The following is a 12,755-nucleotide window of genomic DNA, read 5'->3' as shown; positions in this document are numbered from 1 at the left end:
CCCGCCTATCACGCCCCGCGCCGTAATGTATAAACGCCGGAGACCACAATCAGCGCAGCGCCCACGATCATCAGTGCATCGGGGCGTTCGCCGAACACCAATGCGCCAAGAATAATCGCGAATAATAACCGGGTATAGCGAAACGGCGTCACAACCGAAATATCACCCATCCGCATCGCCGCCGTCAGCGCCCAATAGGCCAGCACACCAAAAACCGACGCTGCCAACACCAGCCCGATCACCGCTCCAGACATTGCGCGCGGCTCTCCTTGCACCAGCAAAATCAGCGCGCCTGCCGGGATCAACGCAGCAAAGCCATATATCCCCAGCTGAAAATTCGTCAGGACTTTGGGTGCGCCGCGTGTCGCCAGATCTCGTCCGGCAAAGCCCAACATCCCCATCAGGGTAAATAGCGCCGCCGGCCGAAACCCATCAAGCCCCGGACGCAAGATCAACAATACGGCCAGGAACCCAACACCAATGGCCGCCCAACGCCGTGGGCCCACTTTTTCTCCAAAGAACATAGCGGCTCCAGCCACCACCACCAGCGGCGTGGCCTGTAAGATCGCGGATGCATTGGACAAAGGTGTCAGCGCAATGCCCAGCGTATAGCCCACCCGGCCGATGATCTCAAACGTGGCTTTCATCAGCATGAACCGAGAACCAATAGCGCGGTGCCACAGGGCTTGCCCACGCGAACGCGCCAGCGCCATAAAACCCAACATGCCGACGAAACCAAAGGCCATCAGCACCTCGCCAATCGGCGCCTGCTGACTGGCGGCTTTGATGAACATATCTTCCATCGCAAAGGCCGCCATCGCGGCCACCATCAAGATCGCGCCCCGTGTATTTTCCATGCTGGCCTCCGGTTTTGTCGCAGCTAGCCTGAATCTCTGCGCCCCCACCACGAGATTTTTGTACCCGTATCATTTTTTCCACCCCACAGGCGCCGCGCATCCGGGGGTTTTCCTTTGACGACGGTCGTCCTAGGCTTGCGCAAAATCAGATGGGGGCACGAATGCAGCAGAAAATAGGAATTATCGGCGGGTCGGGCGTCTATCAGATCGATGGCCTAGAAGCCGCGCAATGGATCACCGTGGACACACCCTGGGGCGCGCCCTCCGATCAGCTTTTGACCGGGACCTTAAATGGTAGCCAAATGGTGTTTTTGCCACGTCACGGGCGCGGCCATGTGCAAACCCCGTCTACCGTGAATTACCGCGCCAATATTGCGGCGATGAAACAGCTGGGTGTAACAGATCTGGTAGCCGTTTCTGCCGTTGGATCGTTAAAAGAGGATTATGCGCCGGGTGATTTCCTGATTGTCGACCAGTATATCGACCGCACATTTGCGCGCGAAAAGACGTTTTTTGGACCCGGCTGTGTTGGTCATGTCTCGGTCGCGCATCCAATTTGTGCGCGACTTGCCGACGCCTGCGCACAGGCTGCGCAAACCACCGGGGTCACCGTGCATAAGGGCGGAACCTATGTCGCAATGGAGGGGCCGCAGTTTTCCACCTTGGCAGAAAGTCGGTTGTATCGCAGCTGGGGTGCGGACGTGATCGGGATGACAGGGATGCCAGAAGCCAAGCTCGCCCGCGAAGCCGAGCTATGCTATGCTTGCATCGCAATGATCACCGATTACGATTGCTGGCATCCTGACCATGATGCAGTGGATGTGGCACAGGTCGTGGCAACAGCCACGGCGAATGCAGATAAAGCCCGCGCATTGATTGCTGCATTGCCAAAAATGCTCCCTGCGCGCGACATCCCATGTAACGCCGGGTGCGAGCGGGCATTGGACAGTGCAATCATGACAGCACCTGCCAAACGCAGCACTGAAATGATTGATAAATTATCCGGCATCGCAGGGCGCGTGCTGTAATGCCATCGCGGCAGCACAGGCAAGGACAGCGCACAACTTTGAGTTTTCACCCGCAGAATAAAATCACGAAAAACGCGCAAATAGGTAAATTGACGTAACGCTTCGGAAAGAATTACCATGCTATCCCAACCTTGCTGGTTGGTTCGGCTGCTTGCAAAACACGTGAACCCCAAGCAGGGCGCTCTGTCGTGCATCGACAGGGCGTCCCCCTTTTATTGCAAGAATGTCATGGCCTGTTCAGATGATCTTAGGCGCGCAAGACCGCACCGGGGTTCATGATGCCCTGTGGATCCAGCGCAGTTTTGATCAGCCTCATTGCGTTCAGCTTCCCCGGATCGCTATAGCGTTCCAGATCACCGACCTTAAGCCGGCCGATCCCATGTTCAGCAGATACCGAACCACCCAGCTGGTCGACCACCTCATAAACGCAGTCTTTCACGGCAATACGCAGATCGTCATAGGCATCGCGGCTGCGCCCTTGGGCCGGGAACACATTGTAATGCAAGTTTCCGTCGCCCACATGACCAAAACAATTGATCCGCATATCGCCCAGCCGGGCCAATGCTGCTTGCGCACGCGCGATGAACTCTGGCAACAATGGCAAAGGCACCGAAATATCGTGGCTGGAAATCGCGCCGATCCGCTTATTCGCCTCTGGCAGATGTTCGCGCAACGCCCACATTTCATCGCGCTGGCGTTCAGATTGTGCGATCACACCGTCGATAACCAAATCCTCGGCGGCTTCAAACAGGCCCGCAAGCGCATCCTCTGCCTCCATCCCCTCGGGCAAGCCGATTTCACACAGAACCATCCATCCTGGACGATCTGCGAAGGGCTGACGCAAATCCATGCCCAGCTCATCAATAAACAGCAGCCCTTGCTGTGCGATCAATTCAAAGGCGGACACACAGCCCGGCATCCGCGTCTCTGCCACGCTTAACAGCTGCAAAGCCGCCTCGGGCGAGGGCACGACAAACATCGCCGTGCCCTGCGCCGCAGGCTGAGGGAATAGGCGCAAACTGGCAGCGGTGATGATCCCCAAAGACCCCTCAGAGCCGATCAACAGATCTTTCAGATCATATCCGGTATTGTCTTTGCGCAACCGCTTCAGCCCCGAAGCAACAGAGCCATCTGCCAAAACCGCTTCGACGCCCAGGCACAGCTCACGGGCATTGCCATAGCGCAACACATTGACCCCGCCGGCATTGGTCGCAAGACAGCCGCCGATCCGGGCAGACCCCTGAGAGGCCAGCGATAATGGAAACAACCGCCCCTGCCCTGCGGCGACCGCCTGAACATCTGCCAACGTCATACCGGCTTCGACGATCATGCCATGACTGTCGGCGTCGCGTACCCGTGTCATTTTCTCAAGGCTCAAGATCACCGGTGCAGCGCCGTCTTGCGTGGACATCACCTGCCCGGCCACAAGCCCAGTGCCCCCACCATAAGGCACAATCCCCACACCATTGTGACCGCAAAATTGCACAACCTGCGCGACCTGCTCCACCGTTTCAGGCTTTACCAACACACCACCGGTGCCAAACCAACGTCCACGCGGCTCTTCCAGATAAGACGGGCTGGGCGCACCGATCCACAGATCCGGATTGGCTGCGCGCAAGGCGGTCGAAAAGGCATCATCCGCAGGGTTAAGCATGGTATCTCCCATAAATGGCTACATAAAACGGCCAGGCGCACCAATGCCCTTAGCCAACATCCGTCCGGCCCCGGCGATCTGGTCGCAGATTGGAATATAAAACATGGTTGCGCCAGCGGCCGTTGATCTGCAGATAGCTTTGCGCCACGCCTTCATATTTGAAGCCCGAGCGTTCCAATACGCCACGAGACGCAGCGTTTTCAGGCAGGCAGGCTGCCTCAATCCGGCTGAGGTCCAGAACGGAAAACGCGTAATTCACCACGCCGTCGATCGCCTCGCGCATGAACCCTTGTCGAGCATGGCGCAACCCCACCCAATAGCCCAGCGTGCCGGCCTGTGCCGGACCACGCCGGATATTGTCCAATGTGATAGCCCCCACGACCAGATCATCAGAGCGACGGGTCAAAAAGAACGGCAATGCCGTGCCCGCGCTTTCTGCCCGGGCCGACCAATACACCCGGTTCGCAAAGCTTTTGCGTGACAGGTGGTCGTCTGCCCAAGTGGGTTCCCAGGGCGTCAGGAAGTCCTGGCTTTCTTCGCGCAAATGCGCCCAGTCACGATAGTCGGAATGCTGCGGCAAACGAAGCGTCAAGCGTTCCGTCTCAATCTTGGGCTTCCGACGTCGGCTGAGCATTATACAGTCAGCCTTTCACGCAGCGCCGCGAGTGTCGGCGCGGTTTTCACCGGGCCATAAAGCGCCAGTGCCGTGCGCCCATCACTGGCCAAATGGCCGGCAAAATCGCGCACACCCTGGCGGGTCACGGCATCGATTTTCTCTGCCGTTTCCTCTAGATCAGGCACCCGGCCCCAAATCGCCAAATGGCGGGCCATACGTTCCGCCCGCGCCGAAGGGCTTTCCAGCCCCATCAACATCCCGGCCTTGATTTGCGCCCGCGCCCGCGCGATTTCCACATCCGACATATCATCCGCCGCGCGCTTCATCTCATCCATTGTCAGGTTACACAGATCTGCAATCTCTTCCCCCGATGTCCCGGCATATAGGGTGATCATCCCGGTATCTTCATAGGCCCCAGCCTGCGCGAAAATCGTATAGCACAGCCCGCGCTCTTCGCGAATTTTCTGGAACAAACGCGACGACATGCCGCCGCCCATCGCCGTGGTATAGACCTGCGCAGTATACAGGTTGGGATCCAGATAATTTGGCCCTTCAAACCCCATCGCAAAATGCGCCTGCTCCAGCGTTTTCACGGTGCGATGTTCGCGCCCGCTCCATGTCGCCAGGTCCGCCTCCAACGCAGGACGCGATTTCAAATGGCCAAACAGCTCTTCGGCTTGGCGCACGATCTGCGCGTGATCCACAGCCCCGGCGGCCGATAGGATCAGCTGACTTGGGCCGTAATGTTCTTCCACGAACCCGGACAAATCATTGCGGCCAAAGGAAGACACGCGCTCTACCGGGCCCAAAATCGTGCGGCCAATGGCCTGATCGGGATAAGCGGCCTCTTGCAACCAATCAAAAATGATATCGTCGGGCGTGTCCATCGACTGCCCGATCTCTTGCAAGATCACATGTCGCTCTGTCTCGATTTCACGTTGATCGAAAACCGGGTTCAGAACGATATCGCTGATCACATCCAGCGCCAGTGGCACATCATCGGACAACACCCGGGCGTAATAGGCTGTCACCTCACGCGAGGTATAGGCATTGATATATCCGCCCACATCCTCAATCGCCTCGGCGATCTGTAAGGCCGAGCGCCGCGCAGTACCCTTAAAGGCCATATGTTCCAGAAAATGCGCAATCCCGTTTTGCTCGGCCCGCTCATGCCGGCCACCGGCCATCACCCAGACCCCGATCGAGGCCGAGGCCATCGATGGCATTTGTTCCGTGACAATCCGCAGACCGTTTGAGAGCGTGGTGAGTTCGATCATGTACGGCGTCTTTCTTTTATTAGCGCTTCAAGCGCATCAAGGTCATTGGGGACGCGCGTCACACGTTCTTCACGGTCAAACAGATCCTCCATACGCGGGGGCAGTGGCGGACGAATGCCAGATGCCTTCTCCACCGCATCCGGGAATTTCGCAGGATGTGCTGTGGCCAATGTGATCATCGGCGTCGCGCGGTCACGCGCCAGCGCATCATTGCCAACGCCCACACCAATCGCGGAATGCGGGCACAGCAATTCACCGGTCTGTGCCAGAGTTTGGGCGATCACCTCCAGCGTGCGCTCTTCGCTGATAGAACCGCTGTCATAATGCGCAAGCAACGCGCCCATCGCATTGTCAGATACGGAGAAGCTGCCTGCCTGTTTCAGCTCTGTCATCAACGCGTCGATCGCGGCCCCATCGCGGCCATAAGCCCAGAACAGCGCACGTTCAAAATTCGAACTGACTTCGATATCCATTGATGGGCTCATGGAGGGTTTAACGCCATGCTTGCTGTAAGCGCCCTGTTTGATGCAGCGATCCAGAATGTCGTTCTGGTTCGTCGCGATCACCAACCGGTCAATCGGCAGACCCATTTCCTTGGCCAGAAAACCTGCGAAAATATCACCGAAATTTCCGGTCGGGACACTGAAGCTGACCTTACGATGCGGCGCACCCAGCGCCACGGCGGCGGCAAAGAAATACACGATCTGCGCCAAAACTCGTGCAAAATTAATCGAGTTCACACCGGCAAGGCCGACCTCATCGCGGAATTCAAAGTGATTGAACATGTCTTTCAGCTTGGCTTGGCAATCATCGAAATCGCCCTCCAATGCCAAAGCATGGACGTTATCCTCCACCGGGGTGGTCATTTGACGGCGCTGCACCTCTGACACGCGGCCATAGGGGAACAAGATGAACACATCCACATTATCCAGCCCGCGAAAGGCCTCAATCGCGGCGGAACCGGTATCACCCGATGTCGCGCCAACAATCGTCACCTTTTGGCCGCGCTTTTCCAGCTCGATCTGGAACAGCTGGCCAATAACTTGCATCGCGAAATCTTTGAATGCCAATGTCGGGCCGTGGAACAACTCCAACAGGAAATGGTTCGGCGCCAATTGTTTCAGCGGTGCGCGCGCATCATGGCCGAAACCAGCATAGGCGCGCGTGATAGCGCCGCGCAGCTCAGCATCGGTGAAGGTTTCGGACACGAATGGCTGCATCACCTTAAACGCCAGATCTTCATAGCTAAGGCCCGCCATCGCGGCGATCTCATCCGGGGTGAACTGCGGCACTGTTTCGGGGACATACAAACCGCCGTCACGGGCCAAGCCCGTCAACATCGCATCGCCGAAACCAAGTGCGGGTGCCTGCCCGCGGGTGGAGATATAACGCATGATCGCTCCCTAAATTCCGTCAGCGCCTATTACGCCACAGCAAGAGCGCTGTCATCCCCGACCAGACAATTGCAAGCAAAAACCATGTGATTGCATACATTTTGTGATCATTGGGGATGCCCGAGATCGAAATCGCCTGCGGCGAGATACCTTGCGTATCGCCCTCAACCTGTGCGGCGACGACCAAAATCGGTTCAACTTTCAGCCGGGCCGCCATTGACGGGATATCGCGTGCAAACCATAGATTTTGGTCCAGATCCGGTTCCGGAGTGTAGCGGTCGCTTTCATTAGGGTAGTGAATATTGCCCTGAACAATCAATGCGGTCGGCGGGCGGGGCTGCGACTTATCCGCCTCTGGCAAGAAACCGCGATCCAACAAGATCATCCGCCCCTCACCCGTTTCAAATGCGGAAATCACCCGATAGCCGGCGCCCACACCCTTTTGCCCAGACAAGACCAAAAGGTCATCGCCTGTCGTGCCACCGACCAATTCCACCGGCGTATATTTCAAAGGGCGGGTATCAGCCCCTTTTGGCGGAAGTGGCTGCACCGGCCCGTGGATTTGCGCAGTGATCCCCGCGAGCATAGTCTCTTTCCACTCCAACCGGCGCAACTGCCACAGCGCAAGGCTTAGCAATATCGCGACACCTACGACGCCCAATACAAGCGGAAACACAAAGCGTTTCATCAAACCCCCAAAGGAAAAACGGCGCAGGGGTTGCCCCCGGCGCCGTGACATCAATCTGTCAAAATCAGAGCTTAGCCGCCCCAGACATAAATAGATGCAAATAGGAACAGCCAAACCACATCGACAAAATGCCAATACCATGCAGCGGCCTCAAACCCGACGTGGCGCTCTGGCGTCATCTGCCCCTTCACAATGCGCAGAAGACAGACTGCGAGGAAGATCGTGCCAACGATCACATGGAACCCGTGGAAACCGGTCGCCATGTAGAAATTTGCGCCATAAATGTTGCCCGACAAACCGAAGGCCGCATGACTGTATTCATACGCCTGAAACACGCTAAACAGCACGCCCAGGCAAACGGTCAAAATCAGTCCTTGCTTTACGTCTTTACGGTCGTGCCCTTCAACAAGCGCATGATGCGCCCAAGTCAGGGTCACACCTGACAACAGCAAGATAACCGTGTTAATCAATGGCAAGTGCCACGGATCAAAGGTAACGATACCCTCTGGCGGCCAAACCCCATCCACCGCGGGGCTGTTGGGGCCCATCGGATACATCGCATGTTTGAAGAAGCTCCAGAACCAAGCCGCGAAGAACATAACCTCGGACATGATGAAGAACATAAATCCATAGCGCAGACCAATCTGCACAACGGGTGTATGATCGCCTTGCTGGCTTTCGCCAATGACGTCCGACCACCAGCCATACATTGTGTATAGAACGGTCAAAAAGCCAATCCAGAACATGAATGGCGTACCGCCTGTCATCCAGACAGCTGCGCCAAATAGCATGACGAAGACACCAACGGAGGCTACGAAAGGCCATACCGAAGGGGGAAGTATGTGATAATCGTGGTTCTTTGCGTGCGCCATTGGCTCCTCCTCAAGGCCTCAATTCACGGAACTTGCCGGATTGGGCGCGCGTAAAGCGGCCTGTTCTTCGGGCAGGTCAGTCTCATAAAACGTGTAAGAAAGCGTGATTTCGTGAATGCGACTTGCATCAAAATCCGTCACAATCTCTGGGTCGACATAGAACGACACCGGCATTTCCACCCGTTCGCCGGGCTGCAAAACTTGCTCGGTGAAGCAAAAACACTGAATTTTATCGAAGTAATATCCCGCCAAATCAGGCGCGACATTATACGAGGCCGTTCCAGCAATCGGGCGATCAGTTGGGTTGTACGCCTCATAAAAGGCCAATCCCGTCTCACCGATGCGGATTTCCATTTTGGTTTGCATCGGTTTGAATTCCCAAGGCATATCCTTGGCAATATTGGCATCAAATCGAACCAAAATTGTCTGATCCAACACGCCATCGGCTGCCTGCGAGGCCACCTGCGTCGTGCCACCATAGCCGGTCGTGCGGCAAAACCAATCATAGAACGGAACAGCCGCCCAAGCGCCCGCGCCCATCACAACGACGACGCCCAAAAGCGACAGTACCGTTTTGCGATGGTTGGGCGCGTTGCTCATTTCACTGGCTCCACTGCTGGTGTCATTGATACACGCGGTTCATGGTCAAAGCCCTGCATCATAGAGCCATTTTTGACCTTCACGATGGTCAGGCCAAACACGATAACACAAAAGGCAATCAAAGCCCCACCCAGACCAAGGTTTCGGGTCAGGCGGCGTTTGTGCAATTCATGATCCTTGGTAATCGCCATTAAAACCATCCGAACATTTGCGAAACACCCATCATATCCAAGCATTTTTCGACCAGAAGTGCCGCAAAATGCCCAAATAGATAAAGCAACGAGAAGTAGAAGACGCGCTTTTCGACCTTATAGCTATCGGCCTGGGCCGCAGCTTCATCACGTTTCAAAATGCGCCAGGCACCCTGAATGAACATCAGGTTCAATACAAGCGCGACGGCCAGATAAACCGGGCCACCAATTGACGTAAAGCCGGTGCCAATGGCAATCGGCGCCAAGATCAGCGTATATGCGAAGATGTGTTTACGGGTGGACTTGCGACCATGTGTCACAGTCAGCATCGGCACGCCCGCATTGGAGTAATCTTCCTTCATAAACAGCGCCAATGCCCAAAAATGTGGCGGTGTCCAAAGGAAGACAAGCATGAACATAGCGACCGGTTCGACGCTGATTCCCCCGGTTGCAACGGCCCATCCGATCATCGGTGGGAAGGCACCCGCCGCGCCACCTATCACGATATTCTGCGGCGTCGAGCGTTTTAGCCAAATGGTATACACCACAGCATAAAAGAAGATGGTGAAGGCAAGAAACAGCCCCGAAAACACATTGGTGGCCAGTGCCAACATGACACAAGATATGCCACTTAACCCCAGGCCAAAGCCCAGCGCCTCCCCCCCTGTCATGCGTCCAGCGGGGATTGGCCGATTGGCCGTACGCCGCATTATCTTATCAATATCAGCATCATACCACATATTCAGCGCAGCCGACGCCCCACCGCCCAAGGCGATGAACAAAATCGCGATAAAGCCAACAAACGGATGCACCGGGACAGGTGCAACGACCAATCCTACAAAAGCTGTGAAGACGACCAAAGACATCACGCGAGGCTTCAGCAGGGCGATATAATCACCCAGCTGCGCGTCGCCTTCTTTGGACTCAAGATACCCGATATCGCTCATTCAGCTGCCTTTCTCGGTGGCCGGCGGGCCGTTGGAATTGCGCCTTACTTAGACGCGATCCGAACGTCTTGCGAGTGACCTAATGTCGCAAAGTCGTTTTGCGCACGTAGGACCCAGTCGTCATAGACCTCTTGCGAGACGACTTTTACGACGATTGGCATATAGGCATGGTTTTGACCGCATAGTTCAGAACACTGTCCGAAATACACACCTTCGGTATCCGCGTTGAACCATAGTTGTGCGATCCGGCCCGGCACCGCGTCTTGTTTCACCGCGAATGCCGGAATGGTCCAGGAATGAATCACATCAGCCGCCGTAACCTGCACAACCACTGTCGTATCGACCGGCACCACAACCGCATTATCCGTCGCCAAAAGATATTCATCTTCGGCATATCCATGCTCTGCCAACTCTTCTTTGGTGAGCATGAGCGCGTCAAAGATCAACCCTTGCTCGGGATATTCATATCCCCAATACCACTGATATCCGGTGGCCTTGATTACCAGATCTGCTGGCGGAATTTCCTGTTGTTTCCACAAGATCGGCAACGAGAAGGACCCGACCACGATCAAAATGAACACAGGTACAATCGCCCAGATCGTTTCCAACGGTGCGTTATGTGTAAACCGTGCCGGTGTCGGGTTTGCCCGGCGATTAAAGCGCACAATCGCGTATACCAGCAGCGCCGATACAAACAACGTGATGGCAACAATCAGCCCCAGCAACATCCCATCCAGCCATTGCTGGTCATGCGCCAATTCTGACGATGGTGGCTGAAACCCGGTTGCCCCATCAACGGGCTTCCCGATGACCGGCAAACCAGTAATCATATCCTGCGCCTGTGCTTGGCCCGCGATGAATACCCATGCGATGGCCGTGGCCGCGCGGCGACCGAATCCAGCTGCTGTCATTCTTCTATCCCATTCTCCCAAAGGCGGCTCTCCCTGCCGCGAACGAAATGCGGTGCTTCCCTTCACCACAGGCCGTTGTATGTAGCTACAGAAAAAACCACATTCGGAATTCGCAAACAAGCGTCATTGCGTCACAGTGACCACTGTTGCCCAAGAAATCGTAAAGGAACGCCGATGACTCACGACCGTTTTGCCCCTTTTGAGGATCAGATCGACGAAGCCGCGGCGCTGAGAATTCTGCGCGCCGCGACGGATGGTGCCGATGACGGCGAATTATTTTTGGAACGCCGGCAGTCCGAAGCTTTGGTTTTCGATGATGGGCGCGTCAAAACCGCATCTTATGATGCTTCCGAGGGCTTTGGTCTGCGCGCCGTAAAAGGCGAGGTTGCAGGTTACGCTCATTCGACTGAAATGACCGAAAGCGCCTTAAAACGTGCGTCGCAAACGGCGCGGCTGGCAGTTGGGGATGGGGGCGGACACATCGCCCCCCCGCCCCCCGGCACCAACCACAAGCTGTATGTCGATGACAACCCGATGGCCGACGCAAGCTTTGGCACCAAAATCGAAATTTTGGCCGAAATGGATGCCTTTGCCCGCGACCTCGATCCAAGGGTCGTTCAGGTCTCTGCATCTATGGCCGCCAGCCTGCAAGAAGTGTTCATTTTGCGCCCCGAAGGGGAGCTTGTATCAGACATTCGTCCTATGGCCCGTTTGAACGTCTCTGTCATCGTCGAAGAGAACGGTCGGCGCGAATCAGGAAGCCAGGGTGGCGGCGGCCGATACGGGTTATCGGGCTTGATAGATCCGCAAAGCTGGAAGCCGGTTATCCGCGAAGCCCTGCGCATTGCGCTGGTCAATTTGCGGGCAGAACCTGCGCCCGCGGGGCAAATGGATGTGGTGTTGGGCCCGGGCTGGCCAGGCGTATTGCTACATGAGGCCGTGGGCCACGGGTTGGAGGGCGATTTCAACCGCAAAAAATCCTCGGCCTTTGCCGGGTTGATGGGCCAACAGGTCGCGGCCAAAGGGGTGACCGTTTTGGATGATGGCACGATCCCGGACCGCCGCGGCTCCATCTCTATCGATGACGAAGGCACGCCATCGGCCAAAAATGTGCTGATTGATGACGGGGTCTTGGTCGGCTTTATGCAAGACCGGCAAAATGCCCGTTTGATGGGTGTCACGCCGACGGGCAATGGCAGGCGCGAAAGCTTTGCACATATCCCCATGCCACGCATGACCAATACCTATATGATGGGAGGCACCGAGGATCCGGCGGCGATCCTGGCCGGGTTGAAGGACGGCTTATATGCAGTGGGTTTTGGTGGCGGTCAGGTCGATATCACCAATGGGAAATTCGTATTTAATTGCACCGAAGCCTATCGGGTAAAAAACGGTGTGGTTGGAGCGCCGGTGAATGGCGCTACCTTGATCGGCGACGGGCCTACGGCGATGAAACAAATCCGGGCCATCGGCAATGATCTGGCATTAGACCCGGGTATCGGCAATTGTGGCAAACAGGGCCAATGGGTGCCGGTGGGCGTTGGCCAACCAACCTTGATGATTGGCGGGCTGACTGTCGGCGGCTCTGCGGCCTGATCGCCGCGACACAGCATTTCAAGACGCCCGGCCCGATGGCACGGGCGTTTTTTCATACAAAGTCCTTATTTTTAGGCAGTGATTTTTATTCCCGGAAAAATGTCGACTAATTTTCAGAAAACCA

At 56.2% G+C, this 12,755-nt stretch carries 13 protein-coding genes; 2 read left to right on the top strand and 11 right to left on the bottom strand.

What is annotated here, in order from left to right; all coding sequences use genetic code 11:
- Positions 1 to 8: 8 nt before the first annotated feature.
- Entirely contained in the window at positions 9 to 857 is an 849-nt protein-coding gene (locus BFP70_RS07235) for a DMT family transporter (RefSeq protein ID WP_066010682.1), read from the bottom strand.
- Between the two features lie 161 nt (positions 858 to 1,018).
- Between BFP70_RS07235 and BFP70_RS07230 the strand changes: the two genes are divergently transcribed.
- Positions 1,019 to 1,885, top strand: a complete 867-nt coding sequence (locus BFP70_RS07230) for an S-methyl-5'-thioadenosine phosphorylase (RefSeq protein ID WP_066010681.1) — start codon at positions 1,019 to 1,021, stop codon at positions 1,883 to 1,885.
- A gap of 247 nt (positions 1,886 to 2,132) precedes the next feature.
- Here the strand turns inward: BFP70_RS07230 and BFP70_RS07225 are convergent, their stop codons facing one another.
- From BFP70_RS07225 to coxB, 10 genes are all read right to left on the bottom strand, one after another.
- Positions 2,133 to 3,539: an FAD-binding oxidoreductase gene (locus BFP70_RS07225; RefSeq protein ID WP_066010680.1), complete on the bottom strand. Its 1,407-nt coding sequence runs from the start codon at positions 3,537 to 3,539 to the stop codon at positions 2,133 to 2,135.
- A 49-nt stretch (positions 3,540 to 3,588) separates the two neighbouring features.
- On the bottom strand, positions 3,589 to 4,173 hold the full coding sequence (locus BFP70_RS07220) for a GNAT family N-acetyltransferase (RefSeq protein WP_066010679.1): 585 nt from the start codon (positions 4,171 to 4,173) through the stop codon (positions 3,589 to 3,591).
- Positions 4,173 to 5,432, bottom strand: coding sequence for a pitrilysin family protein (locus tag BFP70_RS07215; RefSeq protein ID WP_066010678.1), 1,260 nt, complete (start codon positions 5,430 to 5,432; stop codon positions 4,173 to 4,175). Before BFP70_RS07215 ends, BFP70_RS07220 begins: the two co-directional genes overlap by 1 nt.
- A complete protein-coding gene (thrC, locus tag BFP70_RS07210; RefSeq protein WP_066010677.1) occupies positions 5,429 to 6,826 on the bottom strand; it encodes a threonine synthase in 1,398 nt (465 codons plus the stop codon). Before thrC ends, BFP70_RS07215 begins: the two co-directional genes overlap by 4 nt.
- A 19-nt stretch (positions 6,827 to 6,845) precedes the next feature.
- On the bottom strand, positions 6,846 to 7,514 hold the full coding sequence (locus tag BFP70_RS07205; protein WP_141693126.1) for an SURF1 family protein: 669 nt from the start codon (positions 7,512 to 7,514) through the stop codon (positions 6,846 to 6,848).
- Positions 7,515 to 7,585: 71 nt separating this feature from the next.
- Positions 7,586 to 8,386 (bottom strand): cytochrome c oxidase subunit 3, encoded by an 801-nt coding sequence (locus BFP70_RS07200; protein WP_066010676.1) that lies wholly within the window; start codon positions 8,384 to 8,386, stop codon positions 7,586 to 7,588.
- A gap of 18 nt (positions 8,387 to 8,404) precedes the next feature.
- Positions 8,405 to 8,986 (bottom strand): cytochrome c oxidase assembly protein, encoded by a 582-nt coding sequence (locus tag BFP70_RS07195; RefSeq protein ID WP_066010675.1) that lies wholly within the window; start codon positions 8,984 to 8,986, stop codon positions 8,405 to 8,407.
- Positions 8,983 to 9,177 (bottom strand): hypothetical protein, encoded by a 195-nt coding sequence (locus BFP70_RS07190; RefSeq protein WP_066010674.1) that lies wholly within the window; start codon positions 9,175 to 9,177, stop codon positions 8,983 to 8,985. Before BFP70_RS07190 ends, BFP70_RS07195 begins: the two co-directional genes overlap by 4 nt.
- Complete coding sequence (gene cyoE / locus BFP70_RS07185; protein ID WP_066010673.1) at positions 9,177 to 10,124, bottom strand: heme o synthase; 948 nt, start codon at positions 10,122 to 10,124, stop codon at positions 9,177 to 9,179. Before cyoE ends, BFP70_RS07190 begins: the two co-directional genes overlap by 1 nt.
- 44 nt (positions 10,125 to 10,168) lie before the next feature.
- Complete coding sequence (coxB, locus tag BFP70_RS07180) at positions 10,169 to 11,035, bottom strand: cytochrome c oxidase subunit II (protein WP_066010672.1); 867 nt, start codon at positions 11,033 to 11,035, stop codon at positions 10,169 to 10,171.
- 174 nt (positions 11,036 to 11,209) lie between these two features.
- On the opposite strand from coxB, the gene tldD reads away from it, so the two are divergent.
- A complete protein-coding gene (gene tldD / locus BFP70_RS07175) occupies positions 11,210 to 12,631 on the top strand; it encodes a metalloprotease TldD (protein ID WP_066010671.1) in 1,422 nt (473 codons plus the stop codon).
- Positions 12,632 to 12,755 lie beyond the last annotated feature (124 nt).

Source organism: Thioclava sp. SK-1 (assembly GCF_001705665.1).
Lineage (GTDB): Bacteria > Pseudomonadota > Alphaproteobacteria > Rhodobacterales > Rhodobacteraceae > Thioclava.
The sequence above is the reverse complement of the archived record's forward strand: the minus strand, read 5'-3'. Positions and strand labels throughout refer to the sequence as shown.